Source organism: Pseudomonas sp. S3_B08, assembly GCF_054667725.1.
The window spans coordinates 177347-200115 of record NZ_CP162750.1; the positions used below are offsets into that span (position 1 = coordinate 177347).

Here is a 22769-nt window from a genome sequence, read left to right on the forward strand (position 1 = left end):
GCTAAGCATTCAGCCCACCTCGCGTGGGCTTTTTATTTGAAGGGAGAAACACCATGGGTCAACTGATTGCTGGCACCTGCTACGTCAAGGTCGACGGCGCACAACTGACCATCAATGGCGGCTGCGAAGCCCCGCTGATGGCCGTCAAACGTGAAACCGTCGTGCCCGGTTTCTACAAGGAAACCGACATCGCGCCGTCGTTCAAAGTGACCGCGCTGCACACCGCCGACTTCCCGCTGAAGAAGCTGATCGAAGGCACCGATATCACCGTCACCTGCGAATTCAGCAACGGCAAAGTTTACGTGCTGGCCGGCGCCTATCTGGTCGAGGAGCCAGTTTCCAAGGGCGACGACGCCACCATCGAACTGAAGTTCGAAGGCATCAAGGGGACCTGGCAATGAGCGGCGCCGTGAAGCTTCAAGTCGCAATCGAAGCCCACGGCGAGCCTCTGACCGAACTCGTTCTGCGCCGCCCGACGGTGCAGGAAGTGCGAGCGATCAAGGCACTGCCGTACAAGATCGACAAGAGTGAAGAAGTCAGCCTCGACATGGACGTGGCGGCCAAATACATCGCCGTGTGCGCCGGCATCCCGCCGTCGTCGGTCAACCAGTTGGATCTGGCTGACCTCAATGCACTGAGCTGGGCTGTTGCGAGTTTTTTCATGAGTGCGGCGTCGGCGCCATCACCGACCTGATCGCCGTCGCCTATGACCTGGCCTGGTTCTGGAAGGTTGATCCCGAACAGATGATGGCCAGGCCACTGGATGTGCTCCGCGAATCGCTGGAGCACGCGCAACGGATCAATGCGATGCAGCAGGTGCAGTGATGGCAGACGAAGAGAAGAAAACCCCGAAACCGGTGCTGATCACCGGCATCGATGAACTCTCGCCCAAACTGGGCGCCCTGCGCATGAAGGTTGAGAGTTTTAAAAACAATCTCGAGCAGACCGGCCTCGGCAAGCTGGACGTCAGTGGTTTGTTCAACGGCGGCAGTGTGATCACGCCGTTCGTGGAAGGGATCAAGTCAGCGGCAGCCTTCCAGGGCAAATTGAGCGAAGTCAGCGACACGGCGAAAACCGTCGATCTGCCCGCCGCGCCGACAGCAGCCACGCAGAACATGAACGTGTTCAGTGCGTCGATGCAGAAGGTTTCGGCGGCGGTGGACGCCGCGCTGGTGCCGGCGGTGGGGGCCTTGGTGGTCGGGCTTGAGCCGATGCTGACGCAGGTTGGCAGCCTGCTCGCCGACAATCCGAAACTGGTCGAAGGCCTGGCGGCGGGGGCGATTGCCTTCTCCGCCATGCAAACCGCGGTCACCGGTATGACGCAGGTGATGGACGTCATGAGCATGGTGCTCAAGACCAACCCGATCATGCTGATCGCCCTGGGCATTGCCGTGGCGGCCGGTTTGATCGTGGCCAACTGGACGCCGATCAGCGCGTTCTTCACCGGGATGTGGGAGGGCGTGAAAAACGCCGGGGCGAGTGCGATGGCGACGTTGCGCTCGGTACTAGACTGGCGACCGCTGGCGGCACTGGCTGCGCTGTGGGAACCGGTCACGGGATTTTTCTCGGCTATCTGGGACAAGGTGATGGCCGTGACGGCGCCAGTGATCGACTTCTTCAAGTCGGTTTTCGCGTGGTCGCCTGCGGGGATGATCATCGAAAACTGGGGGCCGCTGACCGGTTTGTTCTCGGCGATCTGGGAATTGCTCAAGGCCTTGAGTGTGCCGGTGATGGCGTTTCTCAGAAACCTGTTCGATTTCTCGCCGATGCAGATGATTACCGATGCGTGGGGTGGTGTCGTGAGGTTCTTCGAACCGATGTTCAGCGGCCTGCGAGAAGTCGCGCTACCGGCTAAAGAATTCCTCGTGTCGCTGTTCGACTTCTCGCCAATGCAGATGATCACCAGCGCCTGGGGAGGCATTGTTGCGTATTTCCAGCCGATATTGACGACGCTGCAATCGGCTGTGCAAAGCACCCGGGATACTTTGCGGGCACTGTTCGATTTTTTCCCGATGCAAATGCTCACCAGCGCCTGGGGTGGGGTTGTCGGGTTTTTCGAACCGATCTGGATGGCGCTGCAAACTTCTGTGCAGCGGGTCAGAGGCTTTTTCACCAGCCTGTTCGAGTGGTCGCCGCTGGAGCAGATTGCTCAGTATTGGCAGCCGATCGGTGAGGTCTTTTCGGCGATCTGGGGCGTCGTGTTGGCGCTTTCCGCGCCGGTCGTGGATTTTCTACACAGTCTGTTCGAATGGAAACCTCTGGATCAGATCATCGAGAGTTGGGGGCCGATCACTGAGTGGTTCGGCGAGTTGTGGCAAAAGCTGCAAACCGTCATTGCGCCGATCAAGGAGTTGTTCGAGGGTGGCTTCGCCGGACTGATCGCCAAGGTCACCGGCAAGGTCGAAACGCTGACCCAAGCGCAACGCGAGACCAATGCCGAAGGCAAAGGCGAACTGGCACCGGCGTTCTTCGCTGCCAGTCCGGCGCCTGCTGGCAACGGCGCACTGCAAAGCGGTTCGTTGCCACAAACCTCCAGCGCGCTGATCCAGCAAAGTGCCGCCAACAACCGTACGCAACTCGAAGGCGGTCTGACCGTGCGCTTCGAAAATGCGCCGGCGGGCCTGCGCACCGAACAACCGCAAACCAATCAACCGGGCCTGGCCGTGTCTTCACGTATCGGCTATCGCTCACTGTCGATGGGAGGTTCCCAATGAACTGGCGTGACCGTTTATTGCCGGCATCCTTTCGCGGTGTCGGTTTCTGGATCGACCAGGCGAAAACCCCGGTCGGTCGCAAAGGGCAGTTGCATGAATACCCGCAACGCGACCTGCCGTTTTTCGAGGACCTCGGCCAGCAGGCCAAGACTCACGATCTGACCGCGTTCATCATCGGCCCCGATTGCCTTGAGCAGCGCGACAAGCTGCTCAAGGCGCTGGAGCAGGGCCGTGGCGAACTGGTGCATCCGTGGCTTGGACGCCTGCAGGTCAAGGTCGGCGAATGCGACATGACTCACACCCGCCAGGACGGTGGGCTGGTGACGTTCGCCTTGAAGTTCTATCCCGACCAACCCCTGCCGTTTCCGACCGCCACGGTCAGCACGCAGAAAGTGCTGCTGGCCAAGGCCGACGGGCTGCTGGGTTCGGCGGTGGCGCGTTTCGAACAGGCGATGACGCTGATCAAGGCCGCGCGGATCGGCATCACCAACCTGCGCAACAGCCTTACCGGCGTATATGAAGTGATCAAGGAGCAACTGAAACCTTTGATCGAGCAGTACCGGCAGATCACTGAACTGGTCAAGGCCGTGAAGGAGTTGCCCAAGGAAGTGGCGGCGGAATTCAAGGGTTTGCTCGGCGATATCAAGGAGCTGAAGGCGTTCGCCAAGGAAGGCTACCGGGGCGTGATCGCCGACGTGTCGCAGCAACTCGAAGCGATTCGCAAGGCCGATGCGCCGAAGATCACTACCGGCAAGGACACCAATGCCGCAGCGCAGGCGATGGCCGATCTGGTGCAAGACACGATGCTGGTCAAAGTCGCGCAGTGGGTCGCGTCGATGCCAGTGGCGACCACGCCGGTGAAACTGGCGTCGACACCGTCGCTGGCTCAACAGTCGACGTCGCCGGTGAGTCGTCAGGAAGTCCCCGTCAGCGATGACATGCAAGCGCTGCGCACGGCGGTGACTGCAGCCATCGACCCGATGCTGGCGAAAGCCGGACCTGCGCACTTCCAGGCCATCAACGATGTAAAGGAAGCGCTGGTGGCTCATCTCAAAGCGGTGGCGTCTTCTGGCGTGCGGCAAGTCAGCAAATCGTTTCAGGAAAGCTTTCCGGCAGTGGTCGTGGCCTACAAGCAGTTCGGCGACGCCACGCGAGTCGAAGAAGTGACTCAGCGCAACGCGATTACCCATCCCGGTTTCTCGCCCAACGATGTGAAAGTCTCGCGGGAGTGACGCCATGAACGAGATGGACAATCACGTCACGCTGACGGTCAACAACATGGAATACGGCGGCTGGAAAAGCGTCGAAATCACCGCCGATCTCGAGCGTCAGTTCCGCACCTTCAAGCTCGACATTACCTGGCAATGGCCGGGGCAGGCGGTGAGCAAACCGATTAAACCCGGTGACCCCTGTGAAGTGAAAATCGGCAAGGATCTGGTGCTTACCGGCTACGTGTTCAAGGCGCCGATCCGCTATGACGGGCGGCAGGTCAGCCTGACCATCGAAGGCAGTTCGAAAACCCAGGATCTGGTCGATTGCGCCGCCCGTAATCTGCCCAGCCAATGGCAGCAACAACCCTTGCTGACTATCGTCCGCGATCTGGCGAGCGAATATGGACTGTGGGTCGTCAATGAAATCAGCGACACCACACGCCTGACCAAACACACCATCGTGCCGGGTGAAACGGCATTCCAGTCGATCGACCGATTGCTGTCGCTGCTGCGGGTGTTTTCCACCGACAACGAGCTGGGCCAGTTGGTGTTGGCCAAACCCGGCAGCGGTGGCCGCGCCAGCGATGCGCTGGAGTTGGGCAAGAACATCCTGTCGGCCAATGCGCCAATGGATTTCAGCCAGGTGTTCTCCGAGTATCGGGTGATCGGCCAGCAGAAAGGCTCGGATGCGAAAAGCGGCGCGGCGGTCAGCGAAGTCGAGTCGACGGCGGCCGACCTGAGTTTCAAACGGCGGCGCACCACGGTGATCAACGAAGGCACGCAACTGACCTTTGAGTTGGCGCAGCAGCGTGCCCAATGGGAAAGCGCGACTCGCATGGGCCGTGCGCAGACCACCACCTATCAGGTGCAGGGCTGGCGGCAGAGCAATGGCGATTTGTGGCGCCATAACACGCTAGTGAAGGTCAAGGATCCGGTGCTCGATTTCGATGGTGACATGCTGATTTCCAAGGTCACTTATTCGTTGTCGGCGCAAGGTTCGGTGACCACGCTGCAAGTTGCCCCGCCGCATACCTTTGATCCTGATCCGACGCCCCCGAAGCAATCCCAGGCCTGACGCAGGATCCTGCTGGCGACAATGGCCCCTGTGGGAGCGGGCTTGCCCGCGATAGCGGTCGTGACAACAAATACATTTTTTCCCTGACACACCGCCATCGCGGGCAAGCCCGCTCCCACAGGGTTTGTGTCGACAAAGTGTAAGGAAACCCATGAGCCTACTGACACGCCTGCTGGCGCGCGGCACTGTCGTGCTCGCCAATTCGGCAACCAAGCTGCAATCGCTGCAAATGCGCCTCACCGCCGGTGAAGTCAACGACGACCTCGAACACTTCGAACCCTACGGTTTCACCAGCCATCCGTTGGCTGGCGCTGAAGGGGTCGTCACCTTCATCGGCGGCGACCGTTCCCACGCCATCGCCCTGGTCATCGCCGACCGTCGCTATCGCCTGCAAGCGCTCGCTGCCGGTGAAGTGGCGATCTACACCGACGAGGGCGACAAAATTCATTTCAAGCGCGGGCGGATCATCGACATCGAAACCGCCACGCTGAACATCCGCGCCAGCAGCGCGGTGAACTTCGACACGCCGGTGATAAACCAGACCGGCAAGATCGTTTCCACCGGTGATCAACTGGCTGGCGGCATCAGCCAGATCAAACACGTGCATGTAGGCGTGCAGGCCGGCAACGGTCAGACCGGCGCGCCGGCAGGAGGCCAGTGATGTTCATCAGCCAGAACCTCCACGCCGCACTGACCCGCGCCGTGCTCATCAGTCTGTTCACCTGGCGTCGCGCCGCTGATGACGACGCCCTCGATGACGAAGAACGCTTCGGCTGGTGGGGCGACAGTTTTCCCACGGTTGCCGACGATCGCATCGGCTCGCGGCTGTGGCTGCTGCGCCGGGTCAAGCTGACCCGGCAGACGCAGATGGACGCCGAGTTCTATGCCCGCGAAGCCCTGCAATGGCTGCTCGACGACGGCCACTGCAGCGCCATCGACATCATCAGCGAACGCCTCGATGCCCAGCGCCTGAACCTGCGCACGGTCCTCACGCTGGCCGACGGCGAACGTCTGGACATCAACCCCGATAACAGTTGGCAGGTGATCTATGCCGTTTGAAACCCCTTCGCTGCCGGTGCTGATCAAGCGCACCCAAAGCGACCTGGCCGGCGATTCGCTGCGCCAGTCCGATGCGCAAGTGCTCGCCCGCACCCTCGGCGGCGCCGCTTATGGCTTGTACGGTTATCTTGACTGGATTGCCGAGCAGATCCTGCCCGACAAAGCCAATGAGTCAACCCTGGAACGCATCGCCGCGCTGCGCCTGAATCAGCCGCGCAAAGCCGCGCAAGTGGCTACCGGCAGCGTCAGTTTTACCGCCACTCCCGGCGCCGTGCTCGACGTCGACACTCTGCTGCAAGCGAACGATGGCCGCACCTACAAAGTCACCACGGCGCGCACCACGGTCAATGGCAGCAACAGCACCACGATTGCGGCGCTGGAGGCCGGCAGTCTGGGCAACGCTGATGCGGGTTTGACGCTGACCCCGGTGCAGCCGATTGCCGGGATTGTCGGCAACAGCTTCTTGGTGCTGGCGCCGGGCCTGAGCGGCGGTGTGGCGCGGGAAAGCCTCGAATCGCTGCGCTCGCGGGTGATTCGTTCCTACCGCGTCATACCTCATGGTGGCTCGGCCAGCGACTACGAGACCTGGGCACTGGAAGTGCCGGGCGTGACGCGGGCGTGGTGCCGGGGCGGCCTGCTCGGGCCGGGCACGGTGACGGTGTTCATCATGCGTGATGAAGACCCGCAACCGGTGCCGAACGATGAGCAGTTGGCGGAGGTTCAGGAGTACATCGAACCGCTGCGTCCGGTGACCGCGGAAGTGCACGTGCAGCGACCGGTTCAGGTGCCGGTGGTGTATCGCTTCAAGAGCGTCAATCCGGACACCACCGCCGTGCGCGCCGCCGTTGAAGCGCAGTTGCGCGATCTGCACAACCGCGAGGCCGATCTCGGTGTGCCGCTGCTGATCAGCCATATCCGCGAAGCCATCAGCAGCGCCGGCGGCGAATACGATCACACGCTCACTGCTCCGGCCGCTGACGTGCCGGCCGGGCAGAGCGAACTGCTCACCTTCGGAGGTTGCGTATGGGGGGCATAAGAACCGCCGCGCAATACCAGGCGCAGTTGCGCGCCTTGCTGCCCAGTGGCCCGGCATGGGATCCGGAGCGGGTGCCCGAGCTTGAGGAAGTGCTGCAAGGCGTCGCCGTCGAACTGGCCCGTCTGGATGCGCGCGCCGCCGATCTGCTCAACGAAATGGACCCGGCCGGCGTCAGCGAACTGGTGCCGGACTGGGAGCGGGTGATGAACCTGCCCGACCCGTGCCTGGGCGCCACGCCACTGTTCGACGACCGCCGCCTCGCCGTACGCCGCCGCTTGCTCGCGGTCGGCAGCCAGGCTGTCGGCTACTACCTCGACATCGCCAAAAGCCAGGGTTACCCCAACGCCAGCATCACCGAACACGAAGCCCCACGCATGGGCCGCGCCCGCTTCGGCTCGGCGCATTGGGGCACTTGGGAAGCGCAGTTCATGTGGACGCTCAACACCGGCGGCCGCCTGCTGCTCGGCCGCCGTTACGGCGCGAGCTACTGGGGCGAGCGCTTCGGCGTCAACCCGGGCTCGGCGCTGGAATGCCTGATCCACCGCAGCGCGCCGGCGCATACCAAGGTGCACATCAATTATGACTAGGGAGGGATGAGCAGATGGACTATCCGAATAGCGTGCCCAGCGCCGGGCTGGTGAATGGCAAATTTGTGGATGAGAACCCCATGACGGGGACGCCGGGATCGTTGATCCCGGCGGACTGGGGTAACGGAGTTACGCAGGAAATTCTCAACGTGATCAAGGCGGCGGACCTGACGCCTGACGAGAAGAAATACGATCAGTTGTTGCAGGCGATTCAGAGCGTTTCGGCCAAGGGCTGGAATTTGGATTCGGCGTTGCCGATTGGCGCCTTGCCAACCGCCACCGTCGCTACGGCGGACGGGCGATTGCCAATCACACCGACCGCGTTTGCTACCAGTGGCGGTCGGTTATCTATTCTGCCCGGCGTACTGATCAGCCTGGGCCAAGAAGTGCTGGCAGGTCAGTTGGGTCGTCCGCGCACATTTACGACACAAGCGTGGAGCAGTGCCGATCTTTTGCCCAACTCTGGTTACTTTCTGCGTGCGCAAGTGGTTGCGGGCCTGCTGACCTTCTACATGCAGCGCGGCACGATTTATGACGCTACACCGGAGGGTTTGAAGGGCACGAACAATGGAGCGGCGGGAGGCGGTTTCCAATCGACGACGCTGGATCTTTGTCTGGCATGGGTGGTGACGGCTGGTCCCGGCTCGGTACCAATTGTCCGGCCGATTTATAACCGCAGTCGCTTGTCGTGGACGCAAACAATCAGCGGTAATGGTGTGGTGTACCTGCCACTTGACCCGCATGCTCGTGCCGCTCGTCTGGTGGTGGGCAACGCGACGCCGCATCCGACGCAAGTCACAGCTGTGAATTTTGCTACACCCGGATGGCTGGGCGCCAACTACTGTTTTCTCAACCCGAAGGTTGCCACGTCGAGCAACTGGGACGGCTGGGCCAATGCGGGTGAGACGGTGCGGGTTATTACCAACAACGAGGTGAATGACACAACCGTTTCGACATTGACCGCCAGCTTCGACCACAGCATGTTGCGTTCCCTGTGGCAGACCTATCAAGCCGAACACGCCTTCGGTGCTGATAACGGAACAAGTGACGAATTGCTGTTGAGCATGGGTATTAAAAATATCCTTCCAAGCGACTACTCCAACGGTATTGCGATCAATTTTACAGCAGCGGTGAATATCAATCTTTCCTGGGAGTTGATCCGATGATCATCATTCAAGAAATGCATCAGTTCGAGGACGGTTTGCGTGCTGCACAGCCTTCTCCTGCCCATGAGTGGGTCGGTGAAGCATGGCAGCTCAATGCGGGCAGGGTCGCCGAACTGGAACTGCTGGAAGCCGAACGCCTCTGCGGCATGATCGACGCCGCTGCTGATAACGTCCGCTCGGTGCTGGCCGGCGACCCGCTCAAAGCCATGGAATACGCCCAGGCCGCCGCCGACGCGCATGCTTATCAGGACGCCGGTTACCCAAAAAAAGAAGTGCCGCTGTCGGTCGCCGCGTGGGTTGTCAAAGGCCGCAGCGCCAAACAGGCCACCGAGCAGATTCTGAGCATGGCCGATCAACTGACCGACCATCTGTTGGCGCTGCGTACCCTGCGCCTGAAGGCCAAAGCGCAGATTCGCGCCCAAGCTGCCAAGGGCAACATGGATCTGGCGCGCAGCTCTGCTGACGAAGCATTTGTCGCCATTCGCGAACTGGTCAACGGTCCATCCAGCTAAATCAAAAACCTCAGTTCTGCGTCACCCAAGCCCACTTCGATGTGGGCTTTTTTATTTCTGAAAACAGACCGTGAACAGGTAGGCGAAGAACGTTTTGCCGATGCCGATGCCGGTCATTTGTCATTTCAAAGGAGCGAACATCTTATGGATTATCCAAAAAGCGTACCCAGCGTCGGACTGGTCGATGGCCGCTTCGTCGATGAAAACCCGGTGGCGGGGACACCGGGTTCGTTGATTCCGGCGGTGTGGGGCAACAGCGTTACACAAGAGATTCTCAACGTGATCAAGGCGGCCGGGTTGACACCCGATGAGGCCAAAACGGATCAACTCGCCAGTGCGATCGGTGCACTGGTCGATTTCACCAAACTGAAAAATACCCCGACCACATTGGCCGGTTACGGCATCACCGATGCGGTGGGGCGGCTGTTGGCGGTCAGGCAGTTCGAGAAGGTCGGGATTACGCTTTACAAGCCAAACCCCAAAGCCAAGAGGATCCATGTGCGGCTGGTCGGCGCGGGGGGAGCGGTGGTGGGTGTTCGCCCGTTGCCGCCGGTTATCAGGGTATTGGTGGTGGCGGAGGCTCTGGGGCCTTTGCTCAAAGCCTGTACGACGTGACCCCGGAAATACTTGCAGGCGTGCCCGTTACGCTGGGTGGCGGTGGCGCTGCGAGTAATGTGATGGGGCTGGCCGGCGGAGGTGCTTCGTTCGGCACCTACATGAGCGCTGCGGGCGGTGGAGGCGGGCAGGTCCTTACCGTCGCCGTAACAGCCACAACAGTTGGTTTCGTTCAGGGCGGTGCAGGAGGGCAAGCAGTCACAGGCGGCAATCTTGCGAATGCTCGGGGCGCACCCGGCGAATACGCAATGTACAACGCCAATTGGGGCGTCCTCTCGGGTGCGGGCGGTGCCAGCCCGTATGACGGCGGTGGTACCCGAGTGGGGGTCAACGGGATTGGCATCACCGGCGGACGCGGTTCCGGCGGCAGCGGCTCCTGTTCGACCAACGCTTCGGCTGCCGTACTCAGTGGCGCCGGCGGCAACGCATTCTGTGAAATCTGGGAGTATGAATAATGGCCATTTATGCACGGGTCGAGAACGGCGTGGTCGTCGAACGGATCGACGCCGGTGAGTACGCCATCTGCGAGCTGTTTGCTCCATCCTTCGTCGAGACGATGGTTCGCGTGCCGGAGGGTCAAGAGGTCGAGATCGGTGCGCCGATCACCGGGCTTCCGACAGGCGCCGAAGAACTGCCTGCACAGCAGAGCCGTGTGGTAGCTCAGGCTCCCATTGTTGCGGAAGAGGAACCTGCGGCCGCACTTGTCTGGCGCCAAGCCTCTCTGGCCACGACCGAATGGTTAGTCACGCGGCATCGCGATGAACAGGATATGGGACGCGGCACATCGCTCAAGCCCACGCAGTATCTGGAACTGCTTGAGTACCGACAGGCATTGCGCGACTGGCCTGACTCAGCGCTTTTCCCGGCGTTGGATGCCCGCCCTCTGGCACCCGCATGGCTCGCTATCAAAACAGGAGAACAGTAATGGATTACCCAAAAAGCGTCCCCAGCGCAGGGTTGGTGGACGGTAGCTTTGTTGATGAAGACCCGCTGAACGGCAGACCGGGATCGCTGATTCCGGCAAGTTGGGGCAATGGTGTTACCCAGGAAATCCTGAGCGTCGTTCAAGCCGGCGGGTTGACGCCGAGTGAGGCGTCCAACGCGCAATTGCTAGGCGCACTGCGCGGCGCTCAGTTGTTCAAGACCGCAGCACCTTTTGATGTCAGCCGTTCGGCGGCGACTTGCGAGTTTGTTCAGCGAGCTCTTGGCAGCTACGCGGGGGCGCGTGACATCCTTGCTACTACGCAACTGACGCTCGCTGACTTGGGCTGGTCGTTAGGTCTGGGTGGTAACTCGCCTTACACCGTGACCCTGCCGGAAATTGACAAGGTTCCTATGGGCGCCGCCATCGTCTTTCACTGCCGCAGCAATGCTCCTGTCACGATTGCTCACCCGGGTGCCGCAAAAATAAGCCCGCAAGGCGTCTTGTTGAGCTCGATCGTGATCAACAGTGGCGAGAGCGCCACCATCGTGAGGGAAAGTGGAGCCTGGGCGGTACACGGGACGGCGAGTCTGAAATATGCCTCGCTTTTTTCCGGATTGACGAGTGCCCAGGGATATCAAAAACATGCCAGCGGCAATATCGATCAATGGGGCTCAGGTCTGTCGAATGCTGCGGGACTGGTCTACGTGACATTCCCAATCTCGTTTCCGAGGGCCTATTTCTCGCTCGTGGCCACACATGCGGGAGGTGACACCGCAATGATCGTGCTGAATGCCGCCAATCAGCAGGGCTGCACCTTGAAAATTCGCGACGCGAATGCGCAGTTGGCTGCCAATTGCACCGTCAACTATTTTGTAAAGGGCTATTGAATGGACAACTTCAACGTTTTATTCAGCGCCACCACCCGGGGTGTTTACGTACCCGGCATCAACTCGACGGACATCCCCGACGACGTCATCGAAATTCCTCAGGGCTACTGGATCTCGCTGCTGCAGCAACTGGCGGTCAGCGCGAAAATGATCGGGGTGCGTGCGGACAACGGCTACCCGATTCTGGTTGATCCACCTCCACCCTCGGCAAAAGAAGTCGAGGACATGGAGCGTCTATGGCGTGATGCGCAATTGGCAGCCACCGATGGCATGGTTGCACGCGATCGCGATGAACTGGAGGATGGCGGTGGCACGACGCTGACTACTGAACAATATGCTGAACTGCAAGCCTATCGACGTGAATTACGCGATTGGCCGCAAGGGTCCTCTTTTCCCTTCAGCGAACATCGCCCGGTGGCGCCGCGCTGGTTGGTAGCGGCGCTCTGACCCAGCGTCACTTCACGAATACTTTCGCGGAAAACTCCGGAAAACAATGGCTGGCAAGCATCAACCGCCAGCCGTGATTCAATCGGGACAACATCCAGGGAGGATCAAGCATCATGCAATTAACTGAAAAACACCTTATCGACATCATGCCCAACGCCCGCTCCCAAGCGGGCGTTTTTTGTTTCGCCACTCAACACCGCGATGGCCAGGCAGCGCATCGATACGCCAAAACGTATCGCGGCGTTCCTCGCACAGGTCGGTCACGAGTCCGGCCAATTGCGCTACGTGCGCGAACTGGGCAATAACCAATACCTGAGCAAATACGACACTGGCACGCTGGCGCTGCGTCTGGGCAATACTCCGGAAGCCGACGGCGACGGGCAAAAGTATCGCGGGCGCGGGCTGATCCAGATCACCGGTCGTGACAACTATCGACAATGCAGCCTCGGCCTGTTTGGCGATGAGCGTCTTTTGTCGTTGCCCGAATTGCTCGAGCAACCGCAATGGGCCGCCGAATCGGCGGCGTGGTTCTGGGCGCAGAAGGGCCTGAATGAACTGGCCGACGCGGACCAGTTCAACACCATCACCCGGCGGATCAACGGCGGGTTGAACGGCTTGCAGGATCGTCTGCAAATATGGGCGCGGGCGAGGGCGGTGCTATGTCCGGCTCCTGGCGCGTGATGGGTCTGTTGCTGCTGGTGACCGGGGCGTTTGCAGCGGCATGGCAGTTTCAGGACTGGCGCTACGGGCGGCAATTGGCCGAGCAGGCGCGGTTAAACGCCGAAACCCTCAATCAACTGACGCAGACCGCCGCCTCCGCGCAACAGGCCGAGCAGGATAGACGCCTGGCAATGGAGCAGCGGCTCGCGGCCAGTGAGCAAACCCATTATCGAGCGCTGAGCGATGCCCAACGTGATCAGGATCGCTTGCGCGATCGCCTTGCTACTGCCGATGTGCGGCTGTCAGTCCTTCTCGACGCCGGCGACGTTGCCCACGGCTGTGCGGTGCCAGCCGCCGCCGGCACCAGCGGCGTGGATCCTGCAACCGTACGCGCCCGACTTGACCCCGCGCATGCTCAACGAATTATCGCCATCACCGACACCGGCGACCGTGGATTGATTGCGTTGCAGGCCTGTCAGGCCTATGTCAGAGCGCTGGCGCCCGAACATCTTGAATGATTCTGTGTATTGAAAGCGCGTCCGGCTCGTGTACGGTGGGGGCATTCCACACGATCCGGAGCTCGCCGTGAAAGAGACCACCCAACTGGCCGCAGAACTGGGCCGACGTCTGCAAGTGCTCAATGCTCATGTCACTACCGCCGAGTCCTGTACCGGTGGCGGTATCGCCGAAGCGATTACGCGGATTCCGGGCAGTTCGGCCTGGTTTGAAGCGGGTTACGTGACTTACTCCAATCGGCAGAAAACCCGGCAGCTGGATGTGCCAGGCGATTTGTTCGAGACGGTAGGGGCGGTCAGTCGTGAAGTGGTCGAGGCCATGGTGCGCGGGGCGCAGCGGCACAGCCTGGCGCATTTTGCCGTGGCGGTCAGCGGTGTAGCCGGTCCCGACGGCGGCACGCCGAACAAACCGGTGGGCACGGTGTGGCTGGCCTGGGGTGTGGGCGATGAGGTTTACACTGAAGTTCAGCACTTCCCCGGCGGCCGTGATGAAGTCCGCCGACAAACGGTGAAGGCCGCGCTAGAGGGGCTTGTGCGACTAGCGGCACGAGAAATCGAAAATCAGGGGTAGGCGATCTTCGAACGCTGTGGAATAATACTGGCTACTTATACAGGTGTTGGCCGTCAGGCCTTATTGATTACGTGAGGACTTTAATGGACGACAACAAGAAGAAAGCCTTGGCTGCGGCCCTGGGTCAGATCGAACGTCAATTCGGCAAGGGTGCCGTAATGCGTATGGGCGATCAGGACCGTCAGGCGATCCCGGCCATCTCTACTGGCTCTCTGGGTCTGGACATCGCACTCGGCATCGGCGGTCTGCCAAAAGGCCGTATTGTTGAAATCTACGGTCCTGAATCCTCCGGTAAAACCACACTGACCTTGTCCGTGATCGCCCAGGCGCAAAAAGCCGGCGCGACCTGCGCATTCGTCGACGCCGAGCACGCGCTCGATCCAGAGTACGCCGGCAAGCTGGGCGTCAACGTTGACGACCTGCTGGTTTCCCAGCCGGACACCGGCGAACAGGCCCTGGAAATCACCGACATGCTGGTGCGCTCCAACGCCGTTGACGTGATCATCGTCGACTCCGTGGCCGCACTGGTGCCGAAGGCTGAAATCGAAGGTGAAATGGGCGACATGCACGTCGGCCTGCAAGCACGTCTGATGTCTCAGGCGCTGCGTAAAATCACCGGTAACATCAAGAACGCCAACTGCCTGGTCATCTTCATCAACCAGATCCGTATGAAAATCGGCGTGATGTTCGGCAGCCCGGAAACCACCACCGGTGGTAACGCGCTGAAGTTCTACGCCTCGGTTCGTCTCGACATCCGCCGTACCGGCGCGGTGAAGGAAGGCGACGAAGTGGTCGGCAGCGAAACCCGCGTCAAGGTTGTGAAGAACAAGGTGGCTTCGCCGTTCCGTCAGGCCGAGTTCCAGATTCTTTACGGCAAAGGCATCTACCTCAACGGCGAGATGATCGATCTGGGTGTGCTGCACGGTTTTGTCGAGAAGTCCGGCGCCTGGTACGCCTACGAAGGCACCAAGATCGGTCAGGGCAAGGCCAACTCGGCCAAGTTCCTGGCGGACAACCCGGAAATCGCCGCGAAGCTCGAGAAGCAGCTGCGTGACAAGCTGCTGTCGCCAGCGGTGATCGCGGATTCCAAGGCCTCGGCGGTCAAAGAAACCGAAGACGACCTGGCCGACGCTGATCTCTGATACCAGCGATGACCACCGCCGTACTGGATACCCTCGTCGCGGTGCGGCGAACCGCCATGGACCTGCTCGCACGTCGCGAGCATGGTCGAGTCGAGTTGACGCGTAAACTGCGTCAGCGCGGCGCCGAGGCGGAGCTGATCGAAACAGCCCTCGACCGTTTGACGGAAGAGGGTCTGCTTTCCGAAGCCCGTTACCTTGAAAGTTTTGTCTCCTACCGTGCCCGTTCTGGCTATGGCCCTCTGCGAATTCGCGAGGAACTCAGCCAGCGGGGGTTGCAACGTACCGATATCGAAATCGCCCTGCGCGAAAGTGGTATCAATTGGCAGGCGCAGCTTCAGGATACGTGGCAACGCAAGTTCTCCGGACATTTACCGATTGATGCGAAAGAACGGGCCAGGCAAGGCCGGTTTCTGGCGTATCGGGGGTTCTCGATGGAGATGATCAACCGCTTGTTCAGCGGTCGAGGGATGGACGATTAGACCGATTCAACAAAAAAGGCCCGCTATTTTTTAGAAAATAGCGGGCCTTTTTTTTGCCTTCAAATTACGTTGAAAGGCTCGCGTGAGCGTTGTGCAGTGGGCGGTTTTGAATAGGCCCAGTTTTCCGGCAGATTGATAAAGTCCACCAACTCCCTCAGACGACCATGGGTACGGCCATTGAAGGCAAAGGCCAGCCGTGCCAGATGGCTGAACTGCGCATCGTCGTGTTCTTCGCCGCTGTAGGCATGTTGGTGGAACTGGTCGCTCAGGCACAGATCAGCAAACTCCTCCTGCATCCGCGCCAGTGCCTGGTCGCTGAGCTTGTGGTTCATGCGAATCACAAATTGCCGCTTGAGCCAGCGGCTGGAGTGGAAGTTGCTGTAAAACTGATTGATCTCTTCCACCGCTTCTTCAACGCTGTAGACCAGCCGCATCAACTTCATATCGGTCGGCAGGATGTAGCGGTTTTCTTCCAGCTGATTGCGAATGAAGTCCAGCGCACCTTGCCAGAAGGTACCCCCCGGAACATCCAGCAACACCACCGGCACCAATGGGCTTTTGCCGGTCTGAATCAGTGTCAGCACCTCCAGCGCTTCATCAAGGGTGCCAAACCCGCCTGGGCACAGCACCAGCGCATCGGCCTCTTTGACGAAGAACAGTTTTCGGGTGAAGAAAAAGTGGAATGGCAACAGATTATCGGTGCCGTCGACGGTGGGGTTGGCGTGTTGTTCGAAGGGCAGGGTGATGTTGAAACCCAAACTGTGGTCACGTCCGGCTCCTTCGTGGGCGGCGGCCATGATGCCGCCGCCGGCGCCGGTGATGACCATCATCTCTGCACGCGTCAGCGCCGCGCCGAGTTCGCGGGCCATCGCGTATAGCGGATGTTCCACTGGCGTACGTGCCGAGCCGAACACGGTGACTTTGCGCCGGCCCTTGAATTGTTCGAGCACGCGGAACGCTTGTTCCAGCTCACGCAGGGCTTGCAGGGTGATCTTGGCGTTCCAGCGGTTGTGGTCTTCCTGAGCCATGCGCAGCACGGTCAGGATCATGTCACGGTAGATGGGGATGTTCGGGCTGTTGGTGGAAATATGACTGAGTTGGGCTTCGACCTGGCTGACAAGGTCGCCGCTTTCCTGAAAATGACGGCTCAAGAGGTCATTCGGTTGATAAGGCATTCAACGTCTCCTTCTGTACAGGGCGGGTAGCCCGGACAACCAGCGTCCGGGTCGCACTGCAAAAACACACAGGGCCGGCAGTTCCATTTCTGCCGTTAACGAATGATCGGGAATACTCTCAATCTAGACCCTCGCACGCATTCGCGCTGACTTGAACAGTGCGCTGTAACGTTTTGTCTGGCAACCGCTTACTGATTTGCGCCAAAGCCTCGCCGCTCGTCTGAACGTATCGCAAAGGGCCATCACTCTGATTTACTCAAATACAGACGTCGCAAGACAACCTTGCGTTTGCGCAAGGCAAGGCAATTCAAGGATTCGTGGGTGGCAAGGAGGCGGGATGCATGGTCAGAGTGGTTCTGGAGATCGATACTCAGCTGTATCGAATGTTGCAGGAGTCGGCCGAGACGCATCAATTGAGTCTCGAAGAAGAGTGCTGCCGACGATTGGCCGGCGGCGAGCGTCGCTCGCGCTATCTGCAGGCGCTAGTGGCGGAATTGCGCGCCGAGGATGAGCAGCGGCGCGCCAAGGCTTCGCGCTGATTACTTCTTCTTCGCTGGCGCGGCTTTCGGGCAATCGGATTCCTGATAGCTGGCCGAACCGATCGCTTTGTTGGTTTTCACTTCGGTGAAGTCGTAACGCATGATCGCGCCCTTGGCCATCAGCTTGCGGTACGACGGGTTGTTGCACACCGACGCGCCCAACTGGAAATACACAGCCTTGGGATCGGCGCGCATCTTGTCGGCGTGGCTCTTTTGCACGCTCAGATGATTGATCAGCTGTGTGCCTTCGACGGTGTAGCCTTGATCAAGAATGTCTTCATTGATCGCCCGTGGCGTGCCGACGCTGCTTTGGGCGGCGACGTTGCGCAGCTCTCGGTTCAGATTCTGCTCACTCAGGGACGCAGCCTGAGCGGTAAAGGACGACGCCAGCAGAATGGCAGCGGTGGGAACGATAAGGCGCAGCATGAAACTCTCCTGATTCGGTGACTGGTGGTTCGACCCGTCACGGGGCGGTGCGTTCAGTGGCGGCGAATTATAGGGGAGCCGGTCTGGACGGTACAGGCTTGTGGCCGACGCTCTGGTAAACTGCCGGCCTTTATTGCCCTGCCGAGTGTCGTTCGTGTCGAGTTTCCCTGTCTGCCGGTGTTGCCTGCGATGAACCATGCCCCCAACGCCGTGGCCCGCCTGCGCGATCAGCGCGAAGACGAAGGCATCAAGCCGATTCAGGCGCGCGGCTTTCGCTCCGAGCGTTGCCGCGATTGCCGAGTGATCATAAGTCATTGCCTGTGCGCGTGGCGGCCAAGCGTCGACACCCGCTCCGGCGTGTGCCTGATCATGACCGGCAAGGAAGTGTTCAAGCCAAGCAACACCGGTTGGCTGATTGCCGATGTGGTGCGCGACAACCATGCGTTCATCTGGTCACGCACCGAGCCCGACCCGCAGATGCTTGCACTGCTCAACGATCCGCAATGGCAGCCGTACCTGGTGTTTCCGGGCGAGTATGTCGAACCGTCGCGGGTGACCAACACGGTGACAGTCGATAGCAGCAAGCGCCCGCTGTTCATTCTGCTCGATGCGACCTGGACGGAGGCGCGCAAGATCTTTCGCAAGAGTCCGTATTTCGACCGCTTGCCGATCCTCAGCCTGCTGCCCGACAAACTCTCGCGCTATCGCTTGCGCCGTTCGACCCGCAGCGAGCACCTGTGCACCGCCGAAGTCGCGGCGTTGTGCCTGGAACTGGCCGGTGACAGCGAAGCCGCTTCGGCGCTGGATGCATATTTCGATGTGTTCAGCCAGCATTACCTCGGTGCCAAGCAGCAACTGGACATGAATGAATCAACGCCCGCTCACGCCGAGCTGCTGCCCTATATACGAAAGCCGCAGCCGGCGTTGGCCCGATAGTGGCCCATACTGTCGACAGCGCTGGCCATCTTGCTTGACCACCCCGGCTGCGCTGGGCATGCTTGGCGCCGATTAGGGTGCGGCCAAGGTTTGAGACGCCGTGTTTGCTGTTGATTGGCGTCGAACGTGCCCCTGTGGATATCGCTTCCAAGCGTTGTCTCGAGTTGCTTTGGCCAGACCGGAATCTACCGCGTCTGCCATCAAAAACAGGATCATTTGAAAAATGGCCACATACGACATCCTGATTGCCGATGATCACCCCCTGTTTCGCAGCGCCCTGCACCAAGCGGTCACGCTGGGCCTTGGCCCGGACGTGCGACTGGTGGAAGTAGCGAGCATCGCCGAACTGGAAGCCCGCCTGACCGAAAAGGCTGACTGGGATCTGGTCCTGCTGGATCTGAACATGCCCGGCGCCTACGGTTTTTCCGGGCTGGTGCTGCTGCGCGGGCAGTATCCGCAGATTCCGGTGGTGATGGTCTCGGCCCAGGAAGAAGCCTCGGTGATGGTCAAATCCCGCGAATTCGGCGCCAGTGGTTTCATTCCCAAATCCAGCGATCTGAGCGTGATTCAGGAAGCGGTGCGCAAGGTGCTCGATGGCGACGTGTTCTGGCCGCCGCAAGCGTTTGAAGCAGTCAGCGTATCGGATGAGGCGAAAGCTGCCAGTGATGGCCTCGCCAGCCTGACGCCGCAACAGTTCCGGGTCCTGACCATGGTCTGCGAAGGTTTGCTGAACAAGCAGATCGCTTATGAGCTGAGCGTGTCGGAAGCGACCATCAAGGCCCACGTCACGGCGATCTTTCGCAAATTGAACGTGCGCACTCGCACGCAAGCGGCTTTACTGCTGCAACAACTTGAGTCAATTCCGAGCCAGTGATGGCTGGCGGTTTCACGCTTTTTTGACTTTCGTTGATCTAGCTTCCCCACACCTTTTTGGCTGGTTTCTTTCTTATGTCACCTTTCAAGGGCCAGACCGGCCTGAAACGCATCCTCAACGCGTCCGGCTATTCGCTCGATGGCCTGCGCGCCGCCTTCACTGGCGAAGCGGCATTCCGCCAACTGGTGCTGCTCAACGTGGTGCTGATTCCGCTGACATTTTTCCTCAATGTCAGCCGGGTCGAGCAGGCGCTGTTGATTGCCGTGTGTTTGCTGGCGCTGATTGTCGAGTTGCTGAATTCGGCGGTGGAAGCGGCCATTGACCGCATCTCGCTGGAATTGCACCCGCTGTCGAAAAACGCCAAGGACATGGGCAGCGCCGCGCAGTTCGTGGCGCTGAGCATGATCGGACTGGTGTGGGCGGTGATTCTGCTTTAAGCGATAGTCGGCAAGACGATCTCGTCGCTGCGCTGCACCCCGGCGGTGAATGCTCGGCACAGCTCGAGAAACTCGCGCATCGCTGAAGTTTGGTACTTCTGTTTGTGCCAGATGAAATAGAACTGCCGGGCCAGGTCCAGATCCGGCGTCTCCACCGGCACCAGACTGCCGCGCCGGAAGGCATCGCGCAGCGCCAGCCGCGAAATGCAGCCAATCCCCAGCCCTGATTCCACTGCGCGCTTGATCGCTTCGGTGTGTTCCAGCTCGAGACGAATGTTCAGCGCGCTGCGATGGTGACGCATGGCCTGGTCGAAGGTCAGCCGCGTGCCGGAACCCTGTTCCCGCAGAATCCATGCCTCATGGGTCAGCTCTTCCATTGTCGCACTGCCGCGTTTGGCCAGCGGATGTTGCGGCGCACAAAACACCACCAGCTCATCCTCGACCCAACTCTGCACTTCGATGTCCGGATGGCTGCAATCGCCCTCGATTAGACCCAGATCAATTTCGTAGTGGGCGACTTGTTGCACGATATTGGCCGTGTTCTGCACGTGCAGCTTCACCTGACTTTCCGGGTGGCGCTGCATGAAGCTGCCGATCAGCAGGGTGGCCAGATAGTTGCCAATGGTCAGCGTCGCCCCCACTGATAAAGAGCCGAAACCGGATTTGCCGTTGAGCAGGTCTTCGATTTCCTTGGCCTGGTCGAGCAGGGCCACCGCTTGCGGCAACAGCTGTTTGCCGAGGGCGTTGAGGCTCAGGCGTTTGCCGGCGCGGTCGAACAGCTGGCAGCTGGACTGGCGCTCGAGCTCGGTGATCGAAGTGCTGGCCGCCGATTGCGAGAGGTTGAGCAGACCCGCAGCACGGGATACGCTTTCCTGCTGGGCGACGGCGACGAAGACTTGCAGTTGACGGAGAGTAAATCGCATATCGATATAACCGATAACCCTTATCTTAATAATCCAGTTAACAGATATTGTCGTCGCTATTAGAATGCGATGCAATTGCGCACGTTAAGCCTCATTGAGCCGCGCAGACCAATCTCCAGGAGTCAAACGTACATGAGCAACATGAACCACGAGCGTGTCCTCAGTGTTCATCACTGGAACGACACTCTGTTCAGCTTCAAGTGCACCCGCGATCCGGGCCTGCGCTTCGAGAACGGTCAGTTCGTGATGATCGGCCTGCAACAGCCCAATGGCCGCCCGCTTATGCGCGCTTACTCGATCGCCAGCCCGAACTGGGAAGAGCATCTCGAGTTCTTCAGCATCAAAGTGCAGGACGGTCCGCTGACCTCCCAATTGCAGCACTTGAAGGAAGGCGACGAGATCATCATCTCGAAGAAGCCTACCGGCACGCTGGTTCTTGATGACCTGAACCCGGGCAAGCACCTGTACCTGCTGAGCACCGGCACCGGTCTGGCGCCGTTCATGAGTGTTATTCAGGACCCGGAAACCTACGAGCGCTTTGAGAAAGTGATCCTGGTTCACGGTGTGCGTTACGTCAACGAAGTCGCCTACCGCGAATTTATCACCGAGCATTTGCCACAGAACGAATTCTTCGGCGAGGCGCTGCGTGACAAGCTGATCTACTACCCGACCGTGACCCGCGAGCCGTTCGAGAATCAGGGCCGCCTGACCGACCTGATGCGCAGCGGCAAGCTGTTCAGCGATATCGGCCTGCCACCCATCAACCCGCAGGACGACCGCGCAATGATCTGCGGCAGCCCAAGCATGCTCGACGAGACCAGCGAAGTGCTCGACAGCTTCGGCCTGAAAATCTCGGCGCGGATGCGCGAGCCGGGTGATTACCTGATCGAGCGTGCGTTCGTCGAAAAATAACCTGCGATACCTGTGGGAGCGAGCCCGCTCGCGAAAGCAGTCTGTCATTAAGATTGATGTTGACTGACACGACGCCTTCGCGAGCAGGCTCGCTCCCACAGTTGGTTTTTGGGTGTGACAGTAAAAGCCCGCGTTGCCTGAGAAGGCAGCGCGGGCTTTTTCGTTTGCGGGTTTTATGCCTTGGCCGGGATGACTTCCAGCACGCGGATCTGTTCGGGCGTCGGGTAATGCCAGCGCACGTCCAGATCCCAGAACTGCGCACCATATTCACGTTCCGGCGCCGGTGTCTGATACGCCGGACGCGGATCCTGCGCCAGGCACTGCTCGATCAACTCAACCAATGGCTCTTCAAGCCGCTGAGCGTGGGTGTGCGCTTGTTTCAAGGCTGACTCCACCCACTGGACGTCGATCAACTGCGGCGCCGCGCTGGCGATGTCATTGGTTGCCCCAGGGATGATGTCGGCATACGGCACATACGGTTTGATATCCAGCACCGGCGTGCCGTCGAGCAGATCGATCCCGGAGATAAACAGCCGATTACCTTCGACCCTGTCCAGCTTCACCACCGACTGGCCAATGCCGTTCGGCCGGTGCGTGGCGCGGGTGGCGAACACGCCCATCGACTTGTTGCCGCCCAGGCGTGGCGGGCGCACTTTCAGTCGCGGTTTGTCTTCCAGGGCTTGGTGGAACAGAAACAACAGCCACACATGGCTGACCTGCTCCAGCCCCTGCACGGCGTCACCCTGGTCGAACGGCGCGACCAGTTCCAGCACGCCACGGGCGGCCGGGGCCAGTTGTGGCTGGCGGGGGATGGCGAACTTCTCCTTGAAGCAGGAGCGCACGAAGCCGATGGGGGAGACGCTGTAAGTCATGGTCTGGGATCGAAGCGGGTAGGGCGGGCATGATAACCCGGCCCGCTTCAAGTCTGGTGGTGACAGGGCTGGCC

Annotated in this window: 27 protein-coding genes and 2 pseudogenes; 25 read left to right on the forward strand and 4 right to left on the reverse strand. The window is 60.1% G+C overall.

What is annotated here, in order from left to right:
- Positions 1-53 precede the first annotated feature (53 nt).
- The 20 genes and pseudogenes from AB4N73_RS00835 (at position 54) to recX (ending at position 15601) form a co-directional block, all read left to right on the forward strand.
- Positions 54-401 (forward strand): phage tail tube protein, encoded by a 348-nt coding sequence (locus AB4N73_RS00835; protein WP_007908779.1) that lies wholly within the window; start codon positions 54-56, stop codon positions 399-401.
- On the forward strand, positions 398-694 hold the full coding sequence (locus tag AB4N73_RS00840) for a phage tail assembly protein (protein ID WP_007908778.1): 297 nt from the start codon (positions 398-400) through the stop codon (positions 692-694). The genes AB4N73_RS00835 and AB4N73_RS00840 overlap by 4 nt, the downstream gene beginning before the upstream one ends.
- 130 nt (positions 695-824) lie before the next feature.
- On the forward strand, positions 825-2714 hold the full coding sequence (locus AB4N73_RS00845; RefSeq protein WP_460142819.1) for a phage tail protein: 1890 nt from the start codon (positions 825-827) through the stop codon (positions 2712-2714).
- On the forward strand, positions 2711-3946 hold the full coding sequence (locus AB4N73_RS00850) for a DNA circularization protein (protein ID WP_136492063.1): 1236 nt from the start codon (positions 2711-2713) through the stop codon (positions 3944-3946). The genes AB4N73_RS00845 and AB4N73_RS00850 overlap by 4 nt, the downstream gene beginning before the upstream one ends.
- 4 nt (positions 3947-3950) lie before the next feature.
- Entirely contained in the window at positions 3951-5000 is a 1050-nt protein-coding gene (locus AB4N73_RS00855; RefSeq protein ID WP_375123197.1) for a phage baseplate assembly protein, read from the forward strand.
- 151 nt (positions 5001-5151) lie between these two features.
- Entirely contained in the window at positions 5152-5661 is a 510-nt protein-coding gene (locus AB4N73_RS00860) for a phage baseplate assembly protein V (RefSeq protein ID WP_056783277.1), read from the forward strand.
- Complete coding sequence (locus tag AB4N73_RS00865) at positions 5661-6059, forward strand: phage GP46 family protein (RefSeq protein ID WP_016771422.1); 399 nt, start codon at positions 5661-5663, stop codon at positions 6057-6059. Before AB4N73_RS00860 ends, AB4N73_RS00865 begins: the two co-directional genes overlap by 1 nt.
- Positions 6049-7095, forward strand: a complete 1047-nt coding sequence (locus tag AB4N73_RS00870; RefSeq protein WP_252868884.1) for a baseplate J/gp47 family protein — start codon at positions 6049-6051, stop codon at positions 7093-7095. Before AB4N73_RS00865 ends, AB4N73_RS00870 begins: the two co-directional genes overlap by 11 nt.
- Positions 7083-7682, forward strand: coding sequence for a YmfQ family protein (locus AB4N73_RS00875; protein WP_041478090.1), 600 nt, complete (start codon positions 7083-7085; stop codon positions 7680-7682). Before AB4N73_RS00870 ends, AB4N73_RS00875 begins: the two co-directional genes overlap by 13 nt.
- A gap of 14 nt (positions 7683-7696) precedes the next feature.
- A complete protein-coding gene (locus AB4N73_RS00880; RefSeq protein ID WP_406228387.1) occupies positions 7697-8848 on the forward strand; it encodes a phage tail protein in 1152 nt (383 codons plus the stop codon).
- Complete coding sequence (locus AB4N73_RS00885; protein WP_236168045.1) at positions 8845-9360, forward strand: phage tail protein; 516 nt, start codon at positions 8845-8847, stop codon at positions 9358-9360. The genes AB4N73_RS00880 and AB4N73_RS00885 overlap by 4 nt, the downstream gene beginning before the upstream one ends.
- A 144-nt stretch (positions 9361-9504) precedes the next feature.
- A pseudogene (locus tag AB4N73_RS00890) lies at positions 9505-10430 on the forward strand (hypothetical protein).
- Entirely contained in the window at positions 10430-10900 is a 471-nt protein-coding gene (locus tag AB4N73_RS00895; RefSeq protein WP_236168044.1) for a phage tail assembly chaperone, read from the forward strand. Before AB4N73_RS00890 ends, AB4N73_RS00895 begins: the two are co-directional and overlap by 1 nt.
- Positions 10900-11787: a gp53-like domain-containing protein gene (locus tag AB4N73_RS00900; RefSeq protein ID WP_056783294.1), complete on the forward strand. Its 888-nt coding sequence runs from the start codon at positions 10900-10902 to the stop codon at positions 11785-11787. The genes AB4N73_RS00895 and AB4N73_RS00900 overlap by 1 nt, the downstream gene beginning before the upstream one ends.
- Positions 11788-12234, forward strand: coding sequence for a phage tail assembly chaperone (locus tag AB4N73_RS00905; protein ID WP_236168043.1), 447 nt, complete (start codon positions 11788-11790; stop codon positions 12232-12234).
- A gap of 113 nt (positions 12235-12347) precedes the next feature.
- A pseudogene (locus tag AB4N73_RS00910) lies at positions 12348-12915 on the forward strand (glycoside hydrolase family 19 protein).
- Positions 12894-13412, forward strand: a complete 519-nt coding sequence (locus tag AB4N73_RS00915) for a lysis system i-spanin subunit Rz (protein ID WP_460142820.1) — start codon at positions 12894-12896, stop codon at positions 13410-13412. The pseudogene AB4N73_RS00910 and the gene AB4N73_RS00915 overlap by 22 nt, the downstream one beginning before the upstream one ends.
- A gap of 67 nt (positions 13413-13479) precedes the next feature.
- Entirely contained in the window at positions 13480-13980 is a 501-nt protein-coding gene (locus AB4N73_RS00920; RefSeq protein ID WP_150743337.1) for a CinA family protein, read from the forward strand.
- An 83-nt stretch (positions 13981-14063) separates the two neighbouring features.
- A complete protein-coding gene (recA, locus tag AB4N73_RS00925) occupies positions 14064-15122 on the forward strand; it encodes a recombinase RecA (RefSeq protein ID WP_024011876.1) in 1059 nt (352 codons plus the stop codon).
- A gap of 8 nt (positions 15123-15130) precedes the next feature.
- Entirely contained in the window at positions 15131-15601 is a 471-nt protein-coding gene (gene recX, locus AB4N73_RS00930) for a recombination regulator RecX (protein ID WP_041478085.1), read from the forward strand.
- Between the two features lie 59 nt (positions 15602-15660).
- Here the strand turns inward: recX and AB4N73_RS00935 are convergent, their stop codons facing one another.
- Positions 15661-16776, reverse strand: coding sequence for an LOG family protein (locus AB4N73_RS00935; RefSeq protein ID WP_460142821.1), 1116 nt, complete (start codon positions 16774-16776; stop codon positions 15661-15663).
- Between the two features lie 341 nt (positions 16777-17117).
- Here AB4N73_RS00935 and AB4N73_RS00940 point away from each other — a divergent pair, with 341 nt between their 5' ends.
- On the forward strand, positions 17118-17315 hold the full coding sequence (locus tag AB4N73_RS00940) for a hypothetical protein (RefSeq protein WP_016770569.1): 198 nt from the start codon (positions 17118-17120) through the stop codon (positions 17313-17315).
- On the opposite strand, the gene AB4N73_RS00945 is transcribed toward AB4N73_RS00940, so the two are convergent.
- Positions 17316-17741, reverse strand: a complete 426-nt coding sequence (locus AB4N73_RS00945; protein ID WP_007908738.1) for a PA3611 family quorum-sensing-regulated virulence factor — start codon at positions 17739-17741, stop codon at positions 17316-17318.
- 189 nt (positions 17742-17930) lie between these two features.
- On the opposite strand from AB4N73_RS00945, the gene AB4N73_RS00950 reads away from it, so the two are divergent.
- The 3 genes from AB4N73_RS00950 to AB4N73_RS00960 all read left to right on the forward strand — a co-directional run bounded on the left by AB4N73_RS00950 (position 17931) and on the right by AB4N73_RS00960 (position 19988).
- Positions 17931-18677: a tRNA-uridine aminocarboxypropyltransferase gene (locus tag AB4N73_RS00950; protein ID WP_041478083.1), complete on the forward strand. Its 747-nt coding sequence runs from the start codon at positions 17931-17933 to the stop codon at positions 18675-18677.
- 223 nt (positions 18678-18900) lie between these two features.
- On the forward strand, positions 18901-19551 hold the full coding sequence (gene erdR, locus AB4N73_RS00955) for a response regulator transcription factor ErdR (RefSeq protein WP_016771412.1): 651 nt from the start codon (positions 18901-18903) through the stop codon (positions 19549-19551).
- Between the two features lie 74 nt (positions 19552-19625).
- Positions 19626-19988, forward strand: coding sequence for a diacylglycerol kinase (locus AB4N73_RS00960; protein ID WP_064393118.1), 363 nt, complete (start codon positions 19626-19628; stop codon positions 19986-19988).
- Here AB4N73_RS00960 and AB4N73_RS00965 read toward each other — a convergent pair.
- The gene (locus AB4N73_RS00965) at positions 19985-20911 is read right to left on the reverse strand and encodes a LysR family transcriptional regulator (RefSeq protein ID WP_024011881.1); all 927 of its coding nucleotides are present in this window, start codon (positions 20909-20911) and stop codon (positions 19985-19987) included. The genes AB4N73_RS00960 and AB4N73_RS00965 overlap by 4 nt on opposite strands.
- Before the next feature lie 132 nt (positions 20912-21043).
- On the opposite strand from AB4N73_RS00965, the gene fpr reads away from it, so the two are divergent.
- Positions 21044-21823 (forward strand): ferredoxin-NADP reductase, encoded by a 780-nt coding sequence (gene fpr / locus AB4N73_RS00970; protein WP_007908723.1) that lies wholly within the window; start codon positions 21044-21046, stop codon positions 21821-21823.
- Between the two features lie 173 nt (positions 21824-21996).
- Here the strand turns inward: fpr and tsaA are convergent, their stop codons facing one another.
- Positions 21997-22695 (reverse strand): tRNA (N6-threonylcarbamoyladenosine(37)-N6)-methyltransferase TrmO, encoded by a 699-nt coding sequence (gene tsaA, locus AB4N73_RS00975; protein WP_252877591.1) that lies wholly within the window; start codon positions 22693-22695, stop codon positions 21997-21999.
- Positions 22696-22769: the final 74 nt, after the last annotated feature.

Bases quoted from the DNA above. Each gene is read 5' to 3' on its own strand.
- AB4N73_RS00835 (WP_007908779.1), top strand. From the start codon at position 54: ATGGGTCAACTGATTGCTGGCACCTGCTACGTCAAGGTCGACGGCGCA.
- AB4N73_RS00840 (WP_007908778.1), top strand. From the start codon at position 398: ATGAGCGGCGCCGTGAAGCTTCAAGTCGCAATCGAAGCCCACGGCGAG.
- AB4N73_RS00845 (WP_460142819.1), top strand. From the start codon at position 825: ATGGCAGACGAAGAGAAGAAAACCCCGAAACCGGTGCTGATCACCGGC.
- AB4N73_RS00850 (WP_136492063.1), top strand. From the start codon at position 2,711: ATGAACTGGCGTGACCGTTTATTGCCGGCATCCTTTCGCGGTGTCGGT.
- AB4N73_RS00855 (WP_375123197.1), top strand. From the start codon at position 3,951: ATGAACGAGATGGACAATCACGTCACGCTGACGGTCAACAACATGGAA.
- AB4N73_RS00860 (WP_056783277.1), top strand. From the start codon at position 5,152: ATGAGCCTACTGACACGCCTGCTGGCGCGCGGCACTGTCGTGCTCGCC.
- AB4N73_RS00865 (WP_016771422.1), top strand. From the start codon at position 5,661: ATGTTCATCAGCCAGAACCTCCACGCCGCACTGACCCGCGCCGTGCTC.
- AB4N73_RS00870 (WP_252868884.1), top strand. From the start codon at position 6,049: ATGCCGTTTGAAACCCCTTCGCTGCCGGTGCTGATCAAGCGCACCCAA.
- AB4N73_RS00875 (WP_041478090.1), top strand. From the start codon at position 7,083: ATGGGGGGCATAAGAACCGCCGCGCAATACCAGGCGCAGTTGCGCGCC.
- AB4N73_RS00880 (WP_406228387.1), top strand. From the start codon at position 7,697: ATGGACTATCCGAATAGCGTGCCCAGCGCCGGGCTGGTGAATGGCAAA.
- AB4N73_RS00885 (WP_236168045.1), top strand. From the start codon at position 8,845: ATGATCATCATTCAAGAAATGCATCAGTTCGAGGACGGTTTGCGTGCT.
- AB4N73_RS00895 (WP_236168044.1), top strand. From the start codon at position 10,430: ATGGCCATTTATGCACGGGTCGAGAACGGCGTGGTCGTCGAACGGATC.
- AB4N73_RS00900 (WP_056783294.1), top strand. From the start codon at position 10,900: ATGGATTACCCAAAAAGCGTCCCCAGCGCAGGGTTGGTGGACGGTAGC.
- AB4N73_RS00905 (WP_236168043.1), top strand. From the start codon at position 11,788: ATGGACAACTTCAACGTTTTATTCAGCGCCACCACCCGGGGTGTTTAC.
- AB4N73_RS00915 (WP_460142820.1), top strand. From the start codon at position 12,894: ATGTCCGGCTCCTGGCGCGTGATGGGTCTGTTGCTGCTGGTGACCGGG.
- recA (WP_024011876.1), top strand. From the start codon at position 14,064: ATGGACGACAACAAGAAGAAAGCCTTGGCTGCGGCCCTGGGTCAGATC.
- recX (WP_041478085.1), top strand. From the start codon at position 15,131: ATGACCACCGCCGTACTGGATACCCTCGTCGCGGTGCGGCGAACCGCC.
- AB4N73_RS00935 (WP_460142821.1), bottom strand. From the start codon at position 16,776: ATGCCTTATCAACCGAATGACCTCTTGAGCCGTCATTTTCAGGAAAGC.
- AB4N73_RS00940 (WP_016770569.1), top strand. From the start codon at position 17,118: ATGGTCAGAGTGGTTCTGGAGATCGATACTCAGCTGTATCGAATGTTG.
- AB4N73_RS00945 (WP_007908738.1), bottom strand. From the start codon at position 17,741: ATGCTGCGCCTTATCGTTCCCACCGCTGCCATTCTGCTGGCGTCGTCC.
- AB4N73_RS00950 (WP_041478083.1), top strand. From the start codon at position 17,931: ATGAACCATGCCCCCAACGCCGTGGCCCGCCTGCGCGATCAGCGCGAA.
- erdR (WP_016771412.1), top strand. From the start codon at position 18,901: ATGGCCACATACGACATCCTGATTGCCGATGATCACCCCCTGTTTCGC.
- AB4N73_RS00960 (WP_064393118.1), top strand. From the start codon at position 19,626: ATGTCACCTTTCAAGGGCCAGACCGGCCTGAAACGCATCCTCAACGCG.
- AB4N73_RS00965 (WP_024011881.1), bottom strand. From the start codon at position 20,911: ATGCGATTTACTCTCCGTCAACTGCAAGTCTTCGTCGCCGTCGCCCAG.
- fpr (WP_007908723.1), top strand. From the start codon at position 21,044: ATGAGCAACATGAACCACGAGCGTGTCCTCAGTGTTCATCACTGGAAC.
- tsaA (WP_252877591.1), bottom strand. From the start codon at position 22,695: ATGACTTACAGCGTCTCCCCCATCGGCTTCGTGCGCTCCTGCTTCAAG.